We start from the raw sequence: 19,956 nt of genomic DNA on the forward strand, positions 1-19,956 counted from the left end.
CATGCACGGTCTCGAACTGACTGAAGAACAAGTGATGATCCGCGACATGGCCCGGGATTTTGCCCGTGGCGAAATCGCGCCCCACGCCCAGGCCTGGGAAAAGGCTGGCTGGATCGACGACGCCCTGGTGGCGAAGATGGGCGAGCTGGGCCTGCTCGGCATGGTTGTACCGGAGGAATGGGGCGGCACCTACGTCGATTACGTCGCCTATGCGCTGGCGGTTGAGGAAATCTCTGCCGGTGACGGCGCAACCGGCGCGTTCATGAGCATCCACAACTCGGTCGGCTGCGGCCCGGTGCTCAACTACGGCAGCGACGAACAGAAACAGACCTGGCTGGCTGATCTGGCCAGTGGGCAGACCATCGGTTGCTTCTGCCTGACCGAGCCCCAGGCCGGCTCCGAAGCGCACAACCTGCGCACCCGCGCCGAACTGCGCGACGGCCAATGGGTGATCAACGGTGCCAAGCAATTCGTCAGCAATGGCAAACGGGCGAAACTGGCGATCGTCTTCGCGGTAACCGATCCGGACTTGGGCAAGAAAGGTCTATCGGCATTTCTGGTGCCGACCGACACGCCGGGTTTCATCGTCGATCGCACCGAACACAAGATGGGCATCCGTGCTTCCGACACCTGCGCGGTGACGCTGAACAACTGCAGCATCCCCGAGGCCAATCTGCTCGGCGAGCGTGGCAAAGGCCTGGCGATTGCCCTGTCCAACCTTGAAGGCGGACGCATCGGCATCGCCGCGCAGGCATTGGGTATCGCCCGGGCAGCGTTTGAAGCGGCGTTGGCCTACTCGAAAGACCGGGTGCAATTCGACAAGCCGATCATCGAGCACCAGAGCATTGCCAATCTGCTGGCTGACATGCACATGCAGATCAACGCCGCGCGGTTGCTGACCCTCCATGCGGCGCGGCTGAGGACGGCGGGCAAACCATGCTTGTCTGAGGCTTCGCAGGCCAAGCTGTTTGCTTCGGAAATGGCCGAGAAGGTTTGTTCGTCGGCGATCCAGATTCATGGCGGCTATGGCTATCTGGAGGATTACCCGGTCGAGAAGTACTACCGCGATGCGCGGATTACTCAGATCTATGAAGGGTCGAGCGAGATACAGCGGATGGTGATTGCGCGGGATTTGAAGAACTACCAGTTGTAATGGCGTTGGCCCTTCCCCTCACCCCAGCCCTCTCCCCAGGGAGAGGGAGCCGACCGAGTCGGTTACGGATTCAGCGGCAACCTTTCAGGTCGGCGTAATTCGCCCATATCACACGGTCAGTCCCCTCTCCCTGGGGAGAGGGCTAGGGTGAGGGGCTTTTGAAGCTCACACACTATTTGCCTTGGAATGCAGCCTCACGCTTGGCAATAAAGGCCGCCATCCCTTCCTTCTGATCCTGCGTCGCAAACGCGGCATGGAACACCCGTCGCTCAAAGCGCACGCCTTCGCTCAGGTTGACCTCGAACGCGCGGTTGACGCTCTCCTTGATCATCATCGCAATCGGCAGTGACTTGCCGGCGATCACCGCTGCAACTTTCAGCGCCTCATCAAGCAGCTCATCGCTCGGCACGATCCGCGCGACGATGCCGCAGCGCTCGGCTTCGACCGCGTCGATCATGCGCCCGCTCAGGCACATTTCCATGGCTTTGGCTTTGCCCACGGCGCGGGTCAGGCGCTGGGTGCCGCCCATGCCCGGCAGCACGCCGAGGTTGATTTCCGGCTGGCCGAATTTGGCGTTGTCGCCAGCCAGGATGAAGTCGCACATCAGCGCCAGTTCACAGCCGCCGCCGAGGGCAAAGCCGTTGACCGCTGCGATGATTGGCTTGCGTCGGTTGGCCACTCGATCGCTGTCGCTGAACAGATCGTCCATGTAGATCTGCGGATAGGTCAGCTCAGCCATTTCCTTGATGTCGGCGCCGGCGGCGAAAGCTTTTTTCGAACCGGTGAGGACGATGCAGCCAATGTGCGCATCGGCTTCCAGCGTATCGAGGGCGTGGTTCACTTCGCTGACCAGTTGCGCGTTCAACGCGTTCAGTGCCTGCGGCCGGTTGAGGGTGATCAGGCCGACGCGGTCGCGGGTTTCCAGCAGAATCGTTTCGTAAGTCATGAATAAAATTCCTTGTCAGAGATTGCGCGAAATGACCATGCGCTGAATGTCGCTGGTGCCTTCGTAGATCTGGCAGACGCGCACGTCGCGGTAGATGCGTTCCAGCGGGAAGTCGTTGAGGTAACCGTAACCGCCGAGGGTTTGCAAGGCCATGGAACAGACCTTCTCGGCCATTTCCGAGGCGAACAGCTTGGCCATCGACGCCTCCACCAGCGCCGGTTGGCCGCTGTCGCGCAAGGCTGCGGCGTAATGCACCATCTGCCGGGCGACGGCAATTTGCGTGGCCATGTCCGCCAGGCGGAACGCCACGGCCTGATGCTCGATGATCGGCTTGCCGAAGGTGTCACGCTCGCGGGCGTAATCACGCGCGGCCTCGAACGCGGCGCGGGCCATACCGACGGCTTGTGAGGCGATACCGACGCGGCCGCCTTCGAGGTTGGCCAAGGCAATCTTGTAGCCCTCGCCCTCCTCGCCCAGCCGATTGGCCACCGGCACTTTCACATCTTCGAAGAGAATCTGGCAGGTGTCGGAGGCGTGCTGGCCGAGTTTGTCTTCGACCCGCGCGACTTTGTAGCCGGGCGAGTCGGTCGGCACGATAAACGCGCTGATCCCGCGTTTGCCGGCGCTCGGGTCGGTCACGGCGAACACGATCACGATGCCGGCGTTCTGCCCGGAGGTGATGAACTGTTTGCAGCCGTTGAGCACGTAGTGATCGCCTTCCAGCCGCGCGCGGGTTTTCAGGCTGCTGGCATCGGAACCGGCCTGCGGTTCGGTCAGCGCGAACGCACCGAGCATGGCGCCGCTGGCCAATGGTTTGAGGAAGCACTCGCGCTGGTCGTCATTGCCGAACTTGAGAATCGGCACGCAGCCGACCGAGTTGTGCACGCTCATGATCGTCGAGCACGCACCGTCGCCGGCGGCGATTTCTTCCAGGGCCATGGCGTAGGCCAGGTAGCCGGTGTCACAGCCGCCCCACTGCTCCGGCACGAGCATGCCGAAGAAGCCCAGCTCAGCCATCTCGGCGATGGCTTCCTTGGGGAAACGGTGTTCGCGATCCCACTCGGCGGCGAACGGCTTGAGCCGCTCCTCGGCAAACTGCCGGGCCATGTCGCGGATCTGGGTTTGGTCTTCGTTGGGGATCATGGTGATTCCTTCAAATCTGAGTACGACATAGAACCCTGTGGGAGCGAGCCTGCTCGCGAAAGCGGTGTATCAGTCACGCATGTGCCGGCTGAAACGACGTCTTCGCGAGCAGGCTCGCTCCCACAGTTGATCGGCGACGCCTTCAGTAAACGCATTCCACAGCCATGGCCGTGGCTTCGCCGCCGCCAATGCAGATCGCTGCAATGCCGCGCTTGAGTTGTTTCTGCCGCAGCGCCGCGAGCAACGTCACCAGAATCCGCGCCCCCGACGCACCGATCGGATGCCCCAGCGCGCAGGCGCCGCCGTGCACGTTGAGCTTGTCGTGGGGAATCTCCAGGTGCGTCATCGCCGCCATGCCGACCACGGCAAACGCTTCGTTCACTTCAAACAGATCTACCTGATCCAGCGCCCAACCGGTCTTCTTCACCAGTTTCTGGATCGCGCCAATCGGTGCGGTGGGAAACAGGCCAGGGGTATCAGCGAACGCAGCGTGGCCATGAATCACCGCCAGCGCTTTGAGGCCCAGTTGCTGCGCGTGGGACTGGCGCATCAGCACCAGCGCCGCCGCGCCGTCGGAAATCGAGCTGGAGTTGGCCGCGGTGACCGTGCCGCCCTCGCGGAACGCCGGTTTCAGCGAGGCGACTTTGTCGAGTTTGGCTTTTGGCGGCTGTTCATCGTTGCTGATGACCACCTGCTCTTTGCCGACGGTCACCGTCAGCGGGACGATTTCGTCCTTGAAGCTGCCATCCTTGATCGCCTGTTGCGCGCGGGTGGTCGAGGCAATGGCGAAAGCGTCCTGCGCTTCACGACTGAAGCTGTTGGCCTCGGCGCAATCCTCGGCGAAGGTGCCCATCAGGCGGCCCTTGTCGTAGGCGTCTTCGAGGCCGTCGAGGAACATCGAATCGAGCACGCGGCCATGGCCCATGCGATAGCCGGCGCGGGCGCGATCGAGCAGGTACGGCGAGTTGGACATGCTTTCCATGCCGCCGGCAATCACCACGTCGGCGCTGCCGGCGAGCAGCATGTCGTGGGCCATGATGGTGGTCTGCATGCCCGAGCCGCACATTTTGTTGACCGTGGTGCAGCGCGTCGATTTATCCAGCCCGGCGCCCAGCGCAGCCTGACGTGCCGGCGCCTGGCCAAGGCCGGCGGGCAATACGCAACCGAACAGCACTTCATCAACCGCGTCGCTGGCGACACCGGCGCGTTCGACCGCAGCCTTGATCGCCGCCGCGCCGAGTTGCGGTGCGGTGAGGCTTTTCAGTTCACCTTGAAAACCGCCCATCGGTGTGCGGACGGCGCTGACGATAACAATCGGATCATTGGACATAGTCATGACTAATCCTCCTTACTTGGCGGCCATGCGCAAGGCGCCGTCGAGACGGATCACCTCGCCGTTGAGCATGCTGTTTTCGATGATGTGGCGCACCAGCGCGGCGTATTCGGCAGGCTTGCCCAGACGCGGCGGGAATGGCACGCCGGCGGCGAGCGAGTCGCGCACTTCCGGGGTCATGCCGGCCATCATCGGCGTTTCGAAAATGCCCGGTGCGATGGTCATCACGCGGATGCCGAAGCGCGCCAGTTCGCGGGCGGCTGGCAGGGTCAGGCTGGCGATTGCGCCTTTGGATGCCGAGTACGCAGCCTGGCCGATCTGGCCGTCGAACGCTGCGACCGAGGCGGTGTTGATGATTACTCCGCGCTCACCGTCAGCATTGGCTTCGCTCTCGCCAATCGCCGCAGCGGCGAGGCGCAGCATGTTGAAACTGCCGATCAGGTTGACGTTGATCACTTGCGCGAAACTGCTGAGTGCGTGCGGGCCGTTCTTGCCGAGGATCTTCTCGCCACGGACGATGCCGGCGCAGTTGATCAGGCCGTTGAGGCTGCCAAATGCGGCAACGGTCGCCTGCACAGCGGCTTCGGCGGCGGCTTCATTGCTGATGTCGGCAACCACACTTTGCGCACCGAGGCGCTGGGCCTGCGCGGCGACGGCTTCGGCGTTCATGTCGACCAGCATGACTTTGGCGCCGGCACTGACCAGCAATTCAGCGCTGGCGGCACCGAGGCCTGACGCGCCACCGGTGACGATAAAAACCTTGTTTTCGATCTGCATGACGGTGTTTCCTTGGATTCAAGCTGAAACGTTGTGCGCCGCGGCCTCTTGAGCCTTGGCGATTTCCTGGTTGCGCAAGATAAAGCGCTGCAATTTGCCACTCGGGGTTTTGGGCAACTCGCTGACAAATTCGATTTCACGCGGGTACGAATGCGCGGCCAGACGCTTGCGCACGTGTTGGCGCAGCTCTTCGGCCAACTCCGGCGCGGCGCGGTACTGCGCGCTCAGCACGACAAAGGCTTTGACCAGTTCGGTGCGTTCCGGGTCGGGCTTGCCGACGACCGCCGCTTCGACCACGGCCGGGTGTTCGATCAGGGCACTTTCCACGTCGAACGGGCCGACGCGGTAGCCCGAAGTGGTGATCACATCATCACTGCGGCCGACGAAGCTGATGCTGCCGTCCGGGTTCCATTCCACGGTGTCGCCGCTCAGGTAGTAGTTGCCGACGAAGGCCTTGGTCGGCGCGCCTTCGTAGCCGCCGAACCAGCACATCGGCGACTGCGGGCGGTCGATGGCGAGAATGCCCGGCTGACCGACGCCGAGTTCGTTGTACTGCTCATCGAGCACGACGATGCGATGCCCCGGCGAAGCGAAACCGGCGGCGCCGACATGCACCGGATGCTCGAGGCCGTGGTGGTTGCACAGCACCATGCCCAGTTCGGTCTGGCCGTAATGATCGTGAATGACCACCTCGAGGTTGTCTGCGAACCAGCGGATCACTTCCGGGTTCAGCGGCTCACCGGCGCTGCTGACGATGCGCAGTTTGCCCTTGATCGATCTGGCGAACTCCTCGCCACCGGCAATCAGCAAACGATAGGCAGTGGGCGAGCCGGTGAGATTGGTGATGCCATATTTGTTGATCACCCGGCAGGTGCTTTCGAGGGTGAACGGGCCATCGTAGAAGGTAATCGGGTGGCCCAGCGCCAACGGCCCGGTCACGCCGAAATAGATGCCATAGGCCCAGCCCGGGTCGGCGACGTTCCAGAACGCGTCTTCGGGGCGCAGGTCCACCGCATCACGGGTGTAGCTCTGGAAAGCGACGATGGCTTTGAGCGGCACTGACAGTGCCTTCGCCGGCCCCGTGGTGCCCGAGGTGAACATCAGCAGGAACGGGTCTTCGCCGGTCAGTAACACCGGTTCGCAAACATTGGAATAGTTGGCCAGCTCAGCCCAGAAACTGAAATCACCGCGAACAATGCCCTGACCTTTGGCGCCGGCCACGGTGACGATGGTCGGGCATGCGCTGACTTCACTGAGCTTGGGGCGATTGACCGCGTCGGTGACGACGACTTTCGCCCCGGAACTGTTCAGGCGATGTTCGAGGGCTTTGGGGCCGAACGCGGTGAATAGCGGCTGATACACCGCGCCGATGCGCCAGGTGGCGAGCACGGTGATGAGTAATTCGACGTTGCGCGGCAGCAGGCCGGCGACTTTATCGCCCTTCTGCACGCCCTGGGCGAGGAGGAAATTGGCGAAACGCGCGGCTTTGTCTTGCAGATCAGTGAAGGTGTAAGTCGCACTTGAGCCGTCGCGACCTTCCCAGAACAACGCAATGCGCCCGGGCAACGCATGGCGGTCGCAACATTCGATGCAGGCGTTGAGTGCCGCCAGCGTACCGCTGAGCGACGCGTCGACGGTGTGCTGATAATCGAACTGTTCGGTGGCAGACAAGTAATCGCGCATTGCCAGAATCCCTCGGTGTTTTTATTAGGCTGGGAACCGTAAACAACACAGGGATAGTCGCGCCGCGCGGGGCTTGGGGCAATGGTCAAAGTTATCAAAGTGGCTGACTGGTTTGGCCAAGCCTTTTGAGGGGAATGGTCACGCGGCCCTGGGTGGGAGCGAGCCTGCTCGCGCAGGCGTCGGGTCAGACCACCTCATTAAGGATCAGTGTGCGGTAATGCCCCGGGTTCGACCCGGACCACTTGCGAAACGCCTTGTAGAACGAACTGGCATCAGCAAAACCCAGCCGTGCAGCAATCTCGACGAAACTGATCGAAGGCTCTGCCAGCCAAGTGATTGCGAGCTCCTTGCGCACACTGTCCTTGAGACCCTGATAAGTCTGCCCTTCCTCGGCCAGACGCCGGCGTAATGTCGACGCGGACATGCACAGTTGCTGGGCCAGCGCCTCGGTTTCCGGCCAGTGCTCGGCGGGCACTTGCCGCAGATCCTGCTTGATCCGGCTGGCGAGGCTGTCGGGGTCGCGGTACTTGACCAGAATGTTCGCCGGCGCCTGGGCCAGGAAGCGCTTGAGTTCTTCGGCACTGCGCTTGATCGGCAGATCGAGACAATCGGCGGAAAAGATCATTCGTGTGCGCGGACGTTCGAAGCGCAGGTTTTCCGAAAACATCACCCGATAGTCGTCAGTGAAATCAGGTTCGGCGCAGCGCAGTTCAATCGCCAGAATCGGAATCCGCCGCCCGGCCAGCCAGCACGCGACGCCGTGCACGATCATCCAGTAAGTGAAATAGGTGAAGGCGCGGCGCGGTTCGGCGTCGTCTTCGAGCAGGACGATTTCCGCCAGGCTCTGCTGATGCACCAGTTGCGCCGGCAGTTTTTCCAGCATCAGCGACAGGAACGTCAGACCGGTATCCAGCGCCGCCGCCAGCGTCGGTTGCGCCATTGCGCTGCGACACAGAAACGCCAGGCTGCCGGACTTGAGCGGGCGTGGGTCCATGCCGAAGAACTCGTCATCACCGCGTCGTGCCAGCAGGCGCCAGAGTCTGGCGTATTGCGAGGCCGGCACCCTGCCCTCATCGGCCGCTAACAAAGCCGGATCGATGCCGACCTTGCTCAACGCCTCATCCGTCGCCGCGCCCGGGGCGCAACTTTGCAGCAGCGCTTCGCGCACCAGTTGAATGGCAATGGTGTCTTTTTCCGCCATGGAGCGAGGTGAGCCTTGTTGTTTTTTGGGTGGTGGGCATCTTACCTCAGCTCCTGATTTCACCGCAGGACCAATGTGGGAGCGAGCCTGCTCGCGAACGCGGTGTGTCAGATAAACAAATGTCACAGGCACACCGCATTCGCGAGCAGGCTCGCTCCCACAGGAATCACAGTTGTTCAGCTAAGGTTCAGCTAAATGTCAATGTATGCCATTTGGGAATGAGTGTCATTATGTTACAACTTAGCCTCCTATCTAAATCGCTGTGGCTAGCCAATGCTCGTTCCCTTTTTGATCATGTTGCGCGAAGGCATCGAGGCCGCGCTCATCGTCGGCATCATTGCCAGTTATTTGCAGCAGACCGGCCGTGGCCAATGGATGCCAGCGGTATGGATCGGCGTCTTCCTCGCCGCCGCCCTTGCCCTGCTGGTCGGTGGTGGTCTGGAGCTGGTCAGCGCTGAATTCCCGCAAAAGCAGCAGGAGTTGTTCGAAGGCGTGGTCGGTCTGGTCGCCGTGGGCATTCTCAGTTCGATGGTGTTCTGGATGCGCAAGGTCGCGCGGTCGATCAAGCACTCGCTGCAAGCCTCGCTGGATCAGGCGCTGACGCAATCCAGGCATCAGGTGATTGCGTTGATCGCCATGGTCTTCTTCGCCGTCGCTCGCGAAGGCCTGGAAACGGTGTTCTTCCTGCTCGCCGTGTTCCAGCAGAGCGAAGGCCCGGGCGCACCGATTGGCGCCCTGCTCGGCCTGATCCTGGCGGTGATCGTCGGTTTCCTGATCTACAGCGGCAGCATGCGCCTCAATCTCTCGGCGTTCTTCAAGTGGACCGGATTGTTCATCCTCGTGGTCGCCGCCGGGATTCTCGCCAACTCGGTGCAGGCGCTGCATGAAGCCGGGCTGTGGAATCACCTGCAAACGGTGCTGTTCGACTTCAGCGCGACGCTGCCGATGGACGGCCCGCTGGGCTCGGTGCTGGCCGGCATGTTCGGTTATCAGGATGCGCCGACCGTCAGCACCTTGGGCGCGTACCTGATTTATCTGCTGCTGGCACTGGTGATGTTCTTCATGCCCGCGCCTCGCCAGGCGACGCCAACCACTTCCGTTTCCAGCCAATAAGGCCCTTCATGTCTACTATCCAAACCCCTCCGGCCCTGCGTTGGGCGCTGGCCGGCTCGGTGCTGCTGATGATCGCCGCCGGCGGGCTGTTCTGGTACGCCTCGAACATGGCCGCCGCCAAGCGTCAGCACAACCACGACGAAATCGTCGTCAACATCCATCCACACAGTTGCGAGCCGAACGCACTGACGGTGCCGGCCGGCCGCGCGAGTTTCCGCATCGTCAACCGCTCCGAGCGTGCGGTCGAGTGGGAAATTCTCGACGGCGTGCTGGTGGTCGAAGAGCGGGAAAACATCGCGCCGGGCCTGAGCCAAGTGATCAACGCCAACCTGCAACCGGGCGACTATGCGATCACTTGCGGCCTGCTCAGCAACCCGCGCGGCACCTTGCACGTCACACCCACGGCCGCTTCCGATGCCGCCGCCAAGGCCAAGCCGTCGATGGTGGCGTTCGTCGGGCCGCTGTCGGAATTTCGCGTGTATCTGGCCGTTCAGGGCAGCGCGTTGATCAAAGCGGCGACGGCGCTGAATCAGGCGATCGCCAGTGGCGATCTGGCGCAGGCGCAAGCGTTGTACCTGCCGGCGCGTGCCGCTTATCAGCGTCTGGCGCCGGCGGCGCAGCGCCTGGCCGAGCTCGACAATCAGATCAATGCCCGCGCCGATTATTTCGAAAAGCGCGAGCAGGATCCGGCCTTTGTCGGTTTCCATCGCCTCGAATACGCGCTGTTCCAGCAGCGCAATCTCGACGATGTCACGCCGATTGCCCAGCGCTTGCACGCTGACGTCACCACCCTCAAGCAACAGTTGCTCGCGCAGTCGCTGCCGCCGGAGCAATTGGTGAGCATCGTTGTGCGCAACCTCAACAGCCTCGCCGAGGTGCGCGCCGGCAGCGGCGAGGAAGAACGCTACAGCCACAGCGATCTCAACGGTTTCGCCGCCAACGCGCAGACCGCGCGCAAGGTCGTCGACCTGTTGCGGCCGATGCTGAGCAAATCCTCCGCTGACGTGTTGGCGAATGTCGACCAGGCCATGAGTGACTTCGACAACCAGCTCAACGCGTTCAAATCCGCCGATGGCTACGTCAGTTACGACGCCGTGACCGCCGCGCAACGCCAGCAGATCGCCGCCAAAGCCAAGGCTCTGGCCGCGGCAATGGATGGCATCGACCCCGCCCTCGGCCTTTCCGGCCTGTAAGCAGAAGACCACGACAGATGAACGATTCAGAACCTCTCAACCTGCAACGACGTCGCGTGCTGATGGGCATGGGCGCCGCTGGTGTCGCCCTTGCCGGATCGGCGCTGAGCTGCCCGGCCATGGCCGCGCAGCCTGCGCAAGTCACCGAAGCGCCGAGCAGCGACAAGACCGAAGACCGCCACGATTTCCACGGTCTGCACCAGACCGGCATCGTCACCCCACGCCCGGCCTCCGGGATGCTGGTGGCGTTCGATGTGCTGGCCAGCGATCGCGAAGACCTCGAGCGGCTGTTCCGCACCCTCAACGAACGCATCGCGTTTTTGATGAAGGGCGGCCCGGTCGCGCAGATCGACCCGAAACTGCCACCGCTGGACTCCGGCATCCTCGGCCCGGTGGTCACCCCGGACAACCTGACCATCACCGTTTCTGTCGGCGATTCGCTGTTCGACGAGCGCTTCGGTCTGGCGGCGGCAAAGCCCAAGCGTCTGCAACGCATGGTCGGTTTTCCCAACGATGCGCTGGACGCCGATTGCTGCCATGGCGATCTCAGTCTGCAGTTCTGCGCCAACACCGCCGACACCAACATTCACGCCCTGCGCGACATCGTAAAAAACCTGCCTGACCTGCTGCTTGTGCGCTGGAAACAGGAAGGCAGCGTGCCGCCGCAAGCGCCGGCCAAACCCGGCGTACCGGCGCAGTCGGCGCGCAACTTTCTCGGTTTTCGCGATGGCTCGGCCAACCCCGATTCCAACGACGCCAAGGCCATGGAGCGGATTGTCTGGGTACAACCGGACAGTGACGAACCGGCCTGGGCTGCCCACGGCAGTTATCAAGCGGTGCGCATCATCCGCAACTTCGTCGAGCGCTGGGATCGCACGCCGTTGCAGGAGCAGGAAAGTATTCTCGGCCGGGTCAAGAGCAGCGGCGCGCCCATCGGCGGCCACAAGGAAAGCGAAGTGCCGGATTACAGCAAAGACCCGGCCGGCAAGCTGACCAGGCTCGATGCGCACATTCGTCTGGCCAACCCGCGCACCGCCGCGACCCAGGCCAATCTGATCCTGCGCCGGCCGTTCAACTACTCCAACGGCGTCAACAAGAACGGCCAGCTCGACATGGGCCTGCTGTTCATCTGCTACCAGGCCGATCTGGAAAAAGGCTTTATCACCGTGCAAACCCGACTCAATGGCGAGCCGCTTGAGGAATATCTCAAACCGGTCGGCGGCGGTTACTTCTTCACCCTGCCCGGAGTGACCGGCGAAGACGATTTCATCGGTCGCTCGTTACTGGCTGCGACCTCCCAAAACAAAACCGCATGACACCCAACCGACACTGGAGCCGCCCCATGAAAAAAACGCCACTCGCGTTATTGCTGACCCTTGGTTTGCTCAACACCCCGCTGGCGGCGTTCGCCGCGACCGCGCCGCTGGATCTGGTGGGGCCGGTGTCGGACTACAAGATTTACGTCACCGAAAAGCTCGATGAACTGGCCAGCCACACCCAGCAGTTCACCGACGCGGTGAAGAAAGGCGACTTGGCTACCGCGCAGAAGCTCTACGCGCCGACGCGGGTCTATTACGAATCGATCGAGCCGATCGCCGAGCTGTTCAGCGATCTCGATGCGTCCATCGATTCTCGCGTCGACGATCACGAAAAAGGCGTAAAGGCCGAAGACTTCACTGGCTTTCACCGGATCGAGTATTCGTTGTTCGCGGAGAAATCCACCAAAGGCCTGGACGCATTGGCCGACGGTTTGAACAAAGACGTGCAGGATCTGCAAAGCCGTGTGGCCGGTCTGACCTTCCCGCCGGAGAAAGTCGTTGGCGGCGCTGCTGCGCTGTTGGAAGAAGTGGCGGCGACGAAGATTTCCGGCGAGGAGGACCGCTACAGCCACACCGACCTGTATGACTTCCAGGGCAATATCGACGGCGCCAAGAAAATCGTCGACTTGTTCCGCCCGCAGATCGAACAGCAGGACAAGGCGTTCGTAGCGAAAGTCGACAAGAACTTCGCAACGGTCGACAGGATTCTGGCCAAGTACAAGGCTGCGGATGGCGGATTTGAGACCTATGACAAGGTCAAGGACAACGACCGCAAAGCGCTGGTCGGGCCGGTGAATACGCTGGCGGAGGATTTGTCGATGATGCGCGGGAAGTTGGGGCTGAATTGACAGAATTGGTTCGTCAGTAGCAAAGATCGCAGCCTTCGGCAGCTCCTACATTGGGCGGTGTACATCCTGTAGGAGCTGCCGAAGGCTGCGATCTTTTGCTTTTAGCGATCAGAGAATCCGGTAGAGCAACCGTTCAATCCTCACCCGACTCACCCGCTTGAGAAACTTCGCCACCCCTGCCGGGTAATCCGGCAGCGTTTCAAGCGTCTGGAAGTTATCGATCCGCGTGGTATGGCGGAAGATGTTTTCCAGCTCTTTCGCCCGTGGCTCCAGCCACTCGCCTTTCGGGTCTTCGATCAGCAGCGCGTTTTCCAGGTCGAGGCGAAACGCGCGCGGATTGAGGTTGTTGCCAGTCAGCAAGGTGTAGCGCTGATCGATCCACATGCCCTTGAGGTGATAGGTGTTGTCACCGTCGCGCCACAAGTGCAGGTTCAACTGGCCACTGTCGATGCTGTGCTGATGGCGTTTGGCGAAGCGGCGCAGGCTGATCTCGTACAGATACGGCAGCGCGGCGATCACCTTGAACGGCTCGCTGGGCGGAATGTAGAAATCGTTGGCGGTCTTGTCGCCGACCACGATATCGATCTTCACGCCACGGGCCAGCGCGCGGTTGATCTCACGAATCACACCCAGCGGCAGGTTGAAGTACGGCGTGCAGATAGTCAGCTGCTTTTGCGCGCTGGCAATCAGTTCGAGAATCGCCCGGTTCAGCGGGTTGTTCTTGCCGACGCCGAGCAGTGGCGTGACCGACAGCCCTTCTCGGCTGGTGCTGCCGGCGCCGGTGTCGTAAGTCGCATACTTGAGGCGACTGCGCAGGTCGCCGATGTCGTTGCGCAGGCTGCGGGTAGTCGGCAGGTTGGGCAGGTCGAGACGGTGCACGGCTTTCGATTCGATCAGGCCATGCTTGACCAGGTGATGCATCGAATCCGCAAGCTCGCGACTGTGCAGCACGTGGTAACGGTCGAAACGGTACTTGTCGAGTTTGTGCAAGTAAACGTTGTTGAGGCTGGCGCCGCTGTAGACCACCTTGTCGTCAATCACGAAGCCTTTGAGGTGCAGCACGCCGAACAGCTCGCGGGTCTGCACCGGCACGCCGTAGATCGGCACTTCGCTCTGGTGCGTGCGGGTCATGTCCTGATACCAGGCGGCGTTGCCCGGCTGTTTTCCAGCGCCGATCAGGCCGCGCTGGGCGCGCAACCAGTCAACCACCACGGCGATTTCCAGCTCGGGACGCTTGAGCTTGGCCGCGTGCAGGGCATCGAGGATTTCCTGACCGGCTTCGTCCTGCTGCAAATACAGCGCGACGATGTAGATGCGCTGGGTCGCTGCGGCGATTTGCTCGAGCAGGCAGCGTCGGAATTCGGCAGCACTGGACAGAATGCTCACCGCCTCGGCGGTCAGCGCGAAGCTGCGCAGTTTAGGCAGCAGAGAACGTTTGAAAAGCAACGGCATAAGGCTCGCAAGGTTCGATTCCGAAGAGTTTGAGAGCTTACACCATCGTCTGCGCCGGGTCTTGTCAGTGTCTGTGAACGCCCGGAACCTGATCGTTCCCACGCTCTGCGTGGGCATGCCTCAATGGACGCAGAGCGTCCCGGGCTGCGTTCCCACGCAGAGTGTGGGAACGATCATTCAAAGCGCCTTCAGGACGCCGAAGAAATTCGCTTGACCAAGGAGAACACTCGTTCTACTGTTCGCCACATGAACGAATCAATCAGCAATGACACACGCGACATCATTCTGGATGTCACCGAAAAGTTGATCTACAAAAGTGGCATCGCTGCCACCAGCATGGATCTTCTGGTGAAGACCGCCGGCGTCTCCAGAAAAAGCATTTACCGTTACTTTGCCGATAAGGACGCCTTGGTGGTCGCAGCCCTGCAACGGCGGGATATTCGCTGGATGCACTGGTTCACACATGCTGTCGATCAGGCCGAAACCCCGACCGATCGCCTGCTCAACCTGTTTACCGTGCTCAAGGGCTGGTTCGACTCGGAAGGCTTTCGCGGCTGTGCCTTTATCAACACCAGTGGCGAAACGGGTGATCCGCAGGATCCAGTGCGGCTGGTGGCCAAAGAACATAAACAGAAGCTGCTCGACTACGTGAGCAAGCTGTGTACCGAATATGGTGCCGAGGATCCGCAACTATTGGCCAGACAGTTGCTGATCCTGATTGAAGGCGCCATTACCGTAGCGCTTGTGATGGGTGATCACAGTGCCGCCGATAATGCGCAATGCATGGCGCAAAAGTTATTGGGCCTGTAACTCTTAATAAGCCGGACTTGTTGTTCATACATTAAATGAATCAGGAGATTGAACATGTCGACTGCACCCCAGGTACGTCCGCCATTGCCGCCATTCAACCATGCGTCAGCGATCGAGAAGGTGCGTCTGGCCGAGGATGGCTGGAACAGCCGCGATCCGGAGAAGGTGTCGCTCGCTTACACCCTCGACACCAAATGGCGCAATCGCGCCGAGTTCGCTAACAACCGCGAAGAGGCCAAGGCGTTTCTGACGCGCAAATGGGCGAAGGAACTGGATTATCGCTTGATCAAAGAACTCTGGGCCTACTCCGATACGCGTATCGCGGTACGTTATGCCTATGAATGGCACGACGATTCCGGCAACTGGTTCCGCTCGTACGGTAACGAGAATTGGGAGTTCGATGACAACGGCCTGATGTTCCAGCGCTATGCCTGCATCAACGACATGCCGATCAAGGAAAGCGAGCGCAAATTCCACTGGCCGCTGGGCCGCCGGCCGGATGATCATCCGGGGCTGAGTGAACTCGGTCTCTAAAGCCAACCCACCCCTGTGTAGGAGCTGCCGAAGGCTGCGATCTTTTGATCTTGATTTGATCGTTCCCACGCGCCCCAGAAGATCGCAGCCTTCGGCAGCTCCTACACAGGAATGTATTCCAGACTGTAATTGAGGACGGCATGCTCTGGCTCGCCGCAACAGTTCGATACAGGTAACATAACCGCCCTCCCCGCAGCCCACGTTCTGCGCCTTGCCGAATAAGCCGAATCCATGCCTTTCGAACTCAGCGTTGACCTCACCACCCTGGCCATTCTGGCTGCTGTTGCTTTCCTTGCCGGTTTCATCGATGCCATCGCTGGCGGTGGCGGTCTGTTGACTACGCCGGCGCTGCTGACGGCGGGCCTGCCGCCGCACCTGGTGCTGGGCACCAACAAGCTGAGTTCGACTTTCGGTTCGGCGACCGCCAGCTTCACCTTCTACAAGCGCAAACTGTTCCACCCACGCCAGTGGACCCACGCGATTGTCGGCACCCTGGTCGGCGCGCTCACTGGCGCGGTGGTTGCGCATTACCTGCCGGCCGAGTGGCTAAACAAGATGCTGCCGGTGATCGTCTTCGCCTGTGGCCTGTATTTGCTGTTTGGCGGCACGCCGAAAGCGCCGCTGGACAGCGACGCGCCGATCAAAAAGAAATGGCAATCGACCCAAGGCTTCAGCCTCGGCTTCTATGATGGCGTGGCCGGTCCCGGCACGGGGGCGTTCTGGACAGTCAGCAGTCTGCTGCTGTACCCGATTGATCTGGTCAAGGCCAGCGGCGTGGCGCGCAGCATGAACTTTGTCAGCAACATCGCGGCGCTGTCGGTGTTCATCTTCTCCGGTCAGGTCGACTGGATCATTGGCTTGTGCATGGGCCTGTCGGTGATGGTCGGAGCGTTCTTTGGCGCGCGTACCGCGATCAGCGGCGGCGCCAAATTCATTCGTCCGGTGTTCATCACCGTCGTGCTCGGCTTGACCGTGCGCTTAGCCTGGCAGCACTGGTTCAGCGTGGCCTAAGCGCCGCGCCACATAGACGTCGATCAGGTATCGAGCAATCGAACGCGACGCTGGCAACGGCGGCAACTCGTGCACGTTGAACCACTGAGCGTCCTCGATCTCGTCTTCCTGACAGACAATCTCGCCACCGGCATATTCGGCATGGAAGCCGAGCATCATCGAGTGCGGGAACGGCCAGCACTGGCTGCCGATGTACTGGATGTTCTTCACTTCAATCTGCACTTCCTCGCGAACTTCGCGAATCAGGCAATCCTCGGCTGATTCCCCCGGCTCGGCGAAACCGGCCAGCGTGCTGTAAACCCCGGAGACGAAACGCGGCGAGCGTGCCAGAAGGATTTCGTCGCCACGGGTAATCAGCACGATCATGCTCGGTGAAATGCGCGGATAACTGCGCAGCTCGCATGGCTGGCAATACATCGCTCGTTCGCGCGGTACTTGTGTCATCGGCTGGCCACAGTTGCCGCAGAAGCGATGCTCTCGTGCCCAAGTGCCGATCTGTGCGGCATAACCGAGCACTTTGTACAGCGTGTGATCGCCTTCGAGCATGAACGCTCGCAGGCCTTTCCAGCCGCAACCGGGCACATCGCTGACGCTGCGCAACTCAAGCAGATAGACCGGTTCGCCATCCAGATGACCAATCCCATGCTCGGCGAGGACTGAAAGGTCCTGGCGCTTGAGCCATTCGCGCGGGAACAGTGCGCCATTGTCATCGAACAGAAAGCCTTCCGGGCTGCGCGCTACGGCCCAGCCGCCGGTTTGATCGGTGTCCAGTACTGCAGTGGTCCAGCGAGAGGTCATGGTTAACTCAATCCAGAAATTCGGGTTTCTGTTTGCTCATGTGGGCGGCCATGGCCACGCGCAGATCGTTAGATTGCAGCATGGCGGCGTTCCAGGTGGCAACGTATTCGAGACCATCGTCGATTCGGTGGTCGCGCATGTAGCTGATCATTTCCTTGGTGCCGGTCACGGCAATCGGCGACTTCGCCGCGATGTCGCGGGCAATGTCGTACACGCCTTCGAGCAGTGTGTCTTTGTCGCTGTAGACGCGATTGACCAAGCCCATGCTGCGTGCTTCCTCGGCGCCAAAGGTGCGACCGGTGTATGCCAGTTCACGCAGCATGCCGTCTCCGATGATTCGCGGCAACCGTTGCAGCGTACCGACGTCAGCGGCCATGCCGATGTCAATTTCCTTGATGGAAAATTGCGCGTCCTCGGCGGCATAACGCATGTCACAAGCCGAGATCAGATCGATCGCCCCGCCCAGGCAATAGCCCTGAATCGCAGCAAGCACCGGTTTGCGGCAGTTGTCGACGGCGTTGAACGAGGCTTGCAGATTGAGGATCTTGCGCCGCAGCAGGCGCGCATTGCGGCCCACGTCCTTGCCCAGCTCATTGGCGACACCGGCAAGCATCATCAGGTCAATGCCGGAGGAAAAATGCTTGCCGTTACCGCTGAGGACGACCACGCGGACTTCGTCGGTATCGTCGATCCATTGGAATATCTCGACAATCTCGCTCCAGAACGCCGCGTTCATTGCGTTGATCTTTTCCGGGCGATTGATCTGCACATGCGCGATGTTGTCGGCCAGTTCGACGCTGAAGGCGGAGTATTGAGTCATGGCAGTGATCCTTTACCGGGCTGGGAAATAAGGCCCGAACTATAACAAGGCAACGGGGCGGCGGTTCGGCCAAATGCGGGACTGACTGGCGCGGCTGATTGGGGAGCAGCCGAAGGCTGCGATCTTTTGGGACGCAGAGCGTCCCGGGCTGCATTCCCACGTAAAGCGTGGGAACGATCGATTGGCTTATTTCAGCCCCAGCCTGTACAGCGAGCCATTCTCTTCATCCGACAGCACATACAGATAGCCATCCGGCCCTTGGCGCACATCGCGGATCCGCTTGTTCAACTCACCCAGCAGACGCTCTTCATGCACGACCTTTTCGCCATCGAACTGCAGTCGAATCAGCTCCTGGGACACCAGTGCGCCGATAAACGCGTTGTGCTGCCACGGCGTGAAGCGATCGGCGTCGTAGAACGCCATGCCGGTAACCCCGGGGGATTTTTCCCAGACATGGTGCGGCGCCACGGTGCCTTCAGCAGTTTTGCCCTTGGCCTCTGGAATCGGCTGCATCGAGTAATTGATGCCATGGGTCGCCAACGGCCAGCCGTAGTTTTTGCCGCGCTCGATGATGTTCACTTCATCACCGCCACGCGGCCCGTGCTCGTTTTCCCACAACGTGCCGGTCCACGGGTTGAGCGCCGCGCCCTGCGGGTTGCGCAGGCCATAGGACCAGATTTCAGGCCGGACACCGGATTGGCCAACGAACGGGTTATCGTCCGGCACTTTGCCGTCCGGGAAGATCCGTACGACTTTGCCTTGCAACTTGTCGAGGTCCTGCGCCGTCGGCCGATCGTTGTTTTCACCGAGGGTGATGAACAGATACCCGTCGCGATCGAACACCAGCCGTGAACCGAAGTGGTTGCTCACCGACAGTTTCGGTTCCTGACGGAAGATCACATTGAAATCCTTCAGCGTCTTCAGGTCATCGGAAAGCCGTCCGCGCCCTACCGCCGTACCAGCCTTGCCGCCCTCACCACCGCCTTCTGCGTACGACAGGTAGACCATGCGGTCCTGCTTGAAGTCTGGCGACAGCGCCACATCGAGCAAACCGCCCTGCCCTTTGGCCCAGACCTGCGGCACGCCACTGATCGGCTCCGACAGTTTGCCGTCCTTGCTGACGACGCGCAGATGCCCCGGGCGCTCGGTCACCAGCATGCCCTTCTGATCAGGCAGAAATGCCAGCGCCCACGGATGTTCCAGGCCTTGGGCAATGGTGGTGACTTCAAGAATGCCCTGTTCGCTTTTCAGCTCTTTGGGCGCGGCGGCGAAGGCCGGGGCACTGATCAGCGCGGCGGCGCAGCAGGTAGCTAGTAGGGTTTTACGCAACATGCACGATTCCTTTTGTTCGTGTGAAAGGCTGACAGAACATCAGTCCTGCCGTTCAACGGTTGCTGCCGGTGCCCCGTGGGGGCGGGTTGGGAATGAAGGTTGGCGGATTGCTCGGTACCGAGCGAATTGGCTGGCCATTGCCGATGCCGCGATTTTCAACGGTCGGCTGACGTGGCACGGGAACGGTGTTCGGCCCGCGAAGGGGCGGAGCGCTGGGCTGGGTGCCCTGCATGCTGTTGGGATTGGCCCGGCGGATCGGGCTGTTGTAGGGATTGTTGCTGTTGCCGGTAGGGCTTTGCGCCAGCACGACATCGGCATGAACCAGGCCGCCACTGAGGGCGAGGACGGCGATGCCAAGCAGAAACCGGTTCATGGGAAATACCTCTCGATGTGCGTGGACTAGAGCCTTGGAGCCCACGCTACGCCGTGGGTTCGGATTTGTTAACCCTCGCGCCTTAAACAACATGTAACACGGCTTGACCGTACCGCT

The 19,956-nt window shown here is 61.1% G+C and carries 19 protein-coding genes; 8 read left to right on the forward strand and 11 right to left on the reverse strand.

Features of this window, described 5'->3' with window-relative positions; genetic code table 11:
• The first annotated feature begins 1 nt into the window (after position 1).
• Entirely contained in the window at positions 2-1,153 is a 1,152-nt protein-coding gene (locus tag OK411_RS15015; protein WP_264365272.1) for an acyl-CoA dehydrogenase family protein, read from the forward strand.
• Positions 1,154-1,325: 172 nt separating this feature from the next.
• Here the strand turns inward: OK411_RS15015 and OK411_RS15020 are convergent, their stop codons facing one another.
• The 6 genes from OK411_RS15020 to OK411_RS15045 all read right to left on the reverse strand — a co-directional run bounded on the left by OK411_RS15020 (position 1,326) and on the right by OK411_RS15045 (position 8,236).
• Complete coding sequence (locus OK411_RS15020) at positions 1,326-2,099, reverse strand: enoyl-CoA hydratase (RefSeq protein WP_264365273.1); 774 nt, start codon at positions 2,097-2,099, stop codon at positions 1,326-1,328.
• A gap of 15 nt (positions 2,100-2,114) precedes the next feature.
• Complete coding sequence (locus OK411_RS15025; protein WP_122507342.1) at positions 2,115-3,242, reverse strand: acyl-CoA dehydrogenase; 1,128 nt, start codon at positions 3,240-3,242, stop codon at positions 2,115-2,117.
• 142 nt (positions 3,243-3,384) lie between these two features.
• A complete protein-coding gene (locus tag OK411_RS15030) occupies positions 3,385-4,578 on the reverse strand; it encodes an acetyl-CoA C-acyltransferase (protein ID WP_264365274.1) in 1,194 nt (397 codons plus the stop codon).
• A 12-nt stretch (positions 4,579-4,590) separates the two neighbouring features.
• Positions 4,591-5,352, reverse strand: a complete 762-nt coding sequence (locus OK411_RS15035; protein ID WP_122692596.1) for an SDR family NAD(P)-dependent oxidoreductase — start codon at positions 5,350-5,352, stop codon at positions 4,591-4,593.
• An 18-nt stretch (positions 5,353-5,370) separates the two neighbouring features.
• On the reverse strand, positions 5,371-7,035 hold the full coding sequence (locus tag OK411_RS15040) for an AMP-binding protein (RefSeq protein ID WP_264365275.1): 1,665 nt from the start codon (positions 7,033-7,035) through the stop codon (positions 5,371-5,373).
• A gap of 184 nt (positions 7,036-7,219) precedes the next feature.
• Positions 7,220-8,236, reverse strand: coding sequence for an AraC family transcriptional regulator (locus OK411_RS15045; RefSeq protein ID WP_024012945.1), 1,017 nt, complete (start codon positions 8,234-8,236; stop codon positions 7,220-7,222).
• A gap of 273 nt (positions 8,237-8,509) precedes the next feature.
• On the opposite strand from OK411_RS15045, the gene efeU reads away from it, so the two are divergent.
• From efeU to efeO (OK411_RS15065), 4 genes are read left to right on the forward strand one after another with little or no spacing between them, the layout of a single operon-like run.
• Positions 8,510-9,349, forward strand: a complete 840-nt coding sequence (gene efeU / locus OK411_RS15050; RefSeq protein WP_041480384.1) for an iron uptake transporter permease EfeU — start codon at positions 8,510-8,512, stop codon at positions 9,347-9,349.
• Positions 9,350-9,357: 8 nt separating this feature from the next.
• On the forward strand, positions 9,358-10,542 hold the full coding sequence (gene efeO / locus OK411_RS15055; protein WP_225914373.1) for an iron uptake system protein EfeO: 1,185 nt from the start codon (positions 9,358-9,360) through the stop codon (positions 10,540-10,542).
• 17 nt (positions 10,543-10,559) lie between these two features.
• Entirely contained in the window at positions 10,560-11,858 is a 1,299-nt protein-coding gene (gene efeB, locus OK411_RS15060) for an iron uptake transporter deferrochelatase/peroxidase subunit (RefSeq protein WP_217878139.1), read from the forward strand.
• Positions 11,859-11,884: 26 nt separating this feature from the next.
• On the forward strand, positions 11,885-12,709 hold the full coding sequence (efeO, locus tag OK411_RS15065; RefSeq protein WP_264365276.1) for an iron uptake system protein EfeO: 825 nt from the start codon (positions 11,885-11,887) through the stop codon (positions 12,707-12,709).
• A gap of 108 nt (positions 12,710-12,817) precedes the next feature.
• On the opposite strand, the gene pssA is transcribed toward efeO (OK411_RS15065), so the two are convergent.
• On the reverse strand, positions 12,818-14,161 hold the full coding sequence (gene pssA, locus OK411_RS15070; protein ID WP_122507334.1) for a CDP-diacylglycerol--serine O-phosphatidyltransferase: 1,344 nt from the start codon (positions 14,159-14,161) through the stop codon (positions 12,818-12,820).
• 246 nt (positions 14,162-14,407) lie between these two features.
• Here pssA and OK411_RS15075 point away from each other — a divergent pair, with 246 nt between their 5' ends.
• The 3 genes from OK411_RS15075 to OK411_RS15085 all read left to right on the forward strand — a co-directional run bounded on the left by OK411_RS15075 (position 14,408) and on the right by OK411_RS15085 (position 16,516).
• Positions 14,408-14,971: a TetR/AcrR family transcriptional regulator gene (locus OK411_RS15075; protein ID WP_110600628.1), complete on the forward strand. Its 564-nt coding sequence runs from the start codon at positions 14,408-14,410 to the stop codon at positions 14,969-14,971.
• A 54-nt stretch (positions 14,972-15,025) separates the two neighbouring features.
• Positions 15,026-15,505, forward strand: coding sequence for a DUF1348 family protein (locus OK411_RS15080; protein WP_024012938.1), 480 nt, complete (start codon positions 15,026-15,028; stop codon positions 15,503-15,505).
• 231 nt (positions 15,506-15,736) lie between these two features.
• Positions 15,737-16,516 (forward strand): TSUP family transporter, encoded by a 780-nt coding sequence (locus tag OK411_RS15085; RefSeq protein WP_016774706.1) that lies wholly within the window; start codon positions 15,737-15,739, stop codon positions 16,514-16,516.
• Here OK411_RS15085 and nudC read toward each other — a convergent pair.
• The 4 genes from nudC to OK411_RS15105 form a co-directional block, all read right to left on the reverse strand.
• The gene (gene nudC / locus OK411_RS15090; protein WP_217878143.1) at positions 16,484-17,314 is read right to left on the reverse strand and encodes an NAD(+) diphosphatase; all 831 of its coding nucleotides are present in this window, start codon (positions 17,312-17,314) and stop codon (positions 16,484-16,486) included. The genes OK411_RS15085 and nudC overlap by 33 nt on opposite strands.
• 7 nt (positions 17,315-17,321) lie before the next feature.
• Complete coding sequence (locus OK411_RS15095) at positions 17,322-18,134, reverse strand: crotonase/enoyl-CoA hydratase family protein (protein WP_217878145.1); 813 nt, start codon at positions 18,132-18,134, stop codon at positions 17,322-17,324.
• A 186-nt stretch (positions 18,135-18,320) separates the two neighbouring features.
• Positions 18,321-19,466, reverse strand: a complete 1,146-nt coding sequence (locus tag OK411_RS15100; protein ID WP_217878147.1) for a PQQ-dependent sugar dehydrogenase — start codon at positions 19,464-19,466, stop codon at positions 18,321-18,323.
• 52 nt (positions 19,467-19,518) lie between these two features.
• Complete coding sequence (locus tag OK411_RS15105) at positions 19,519-19,839, reverse strand: hypothetical protein (protein WP_016774702.1); 321 nt, start codon at positions 19,837-19,839, stop codon at positions 19,519-19,521.
• Positions 19,840-19,956 lie beyond the last annotated feature (117 nt).

The sequence above is a fragment of the Pseudomonas sp. RG1 genome, from assembly GCF_025910115.1.
Taxonomy (GTDB): Bacteria; Pseudomonadota; Gammaproteobacteria; order Pseudomonadales; family Pseudomonadaceae; genus Aquipseudomonas; species Aquipseudomonas atacamensis.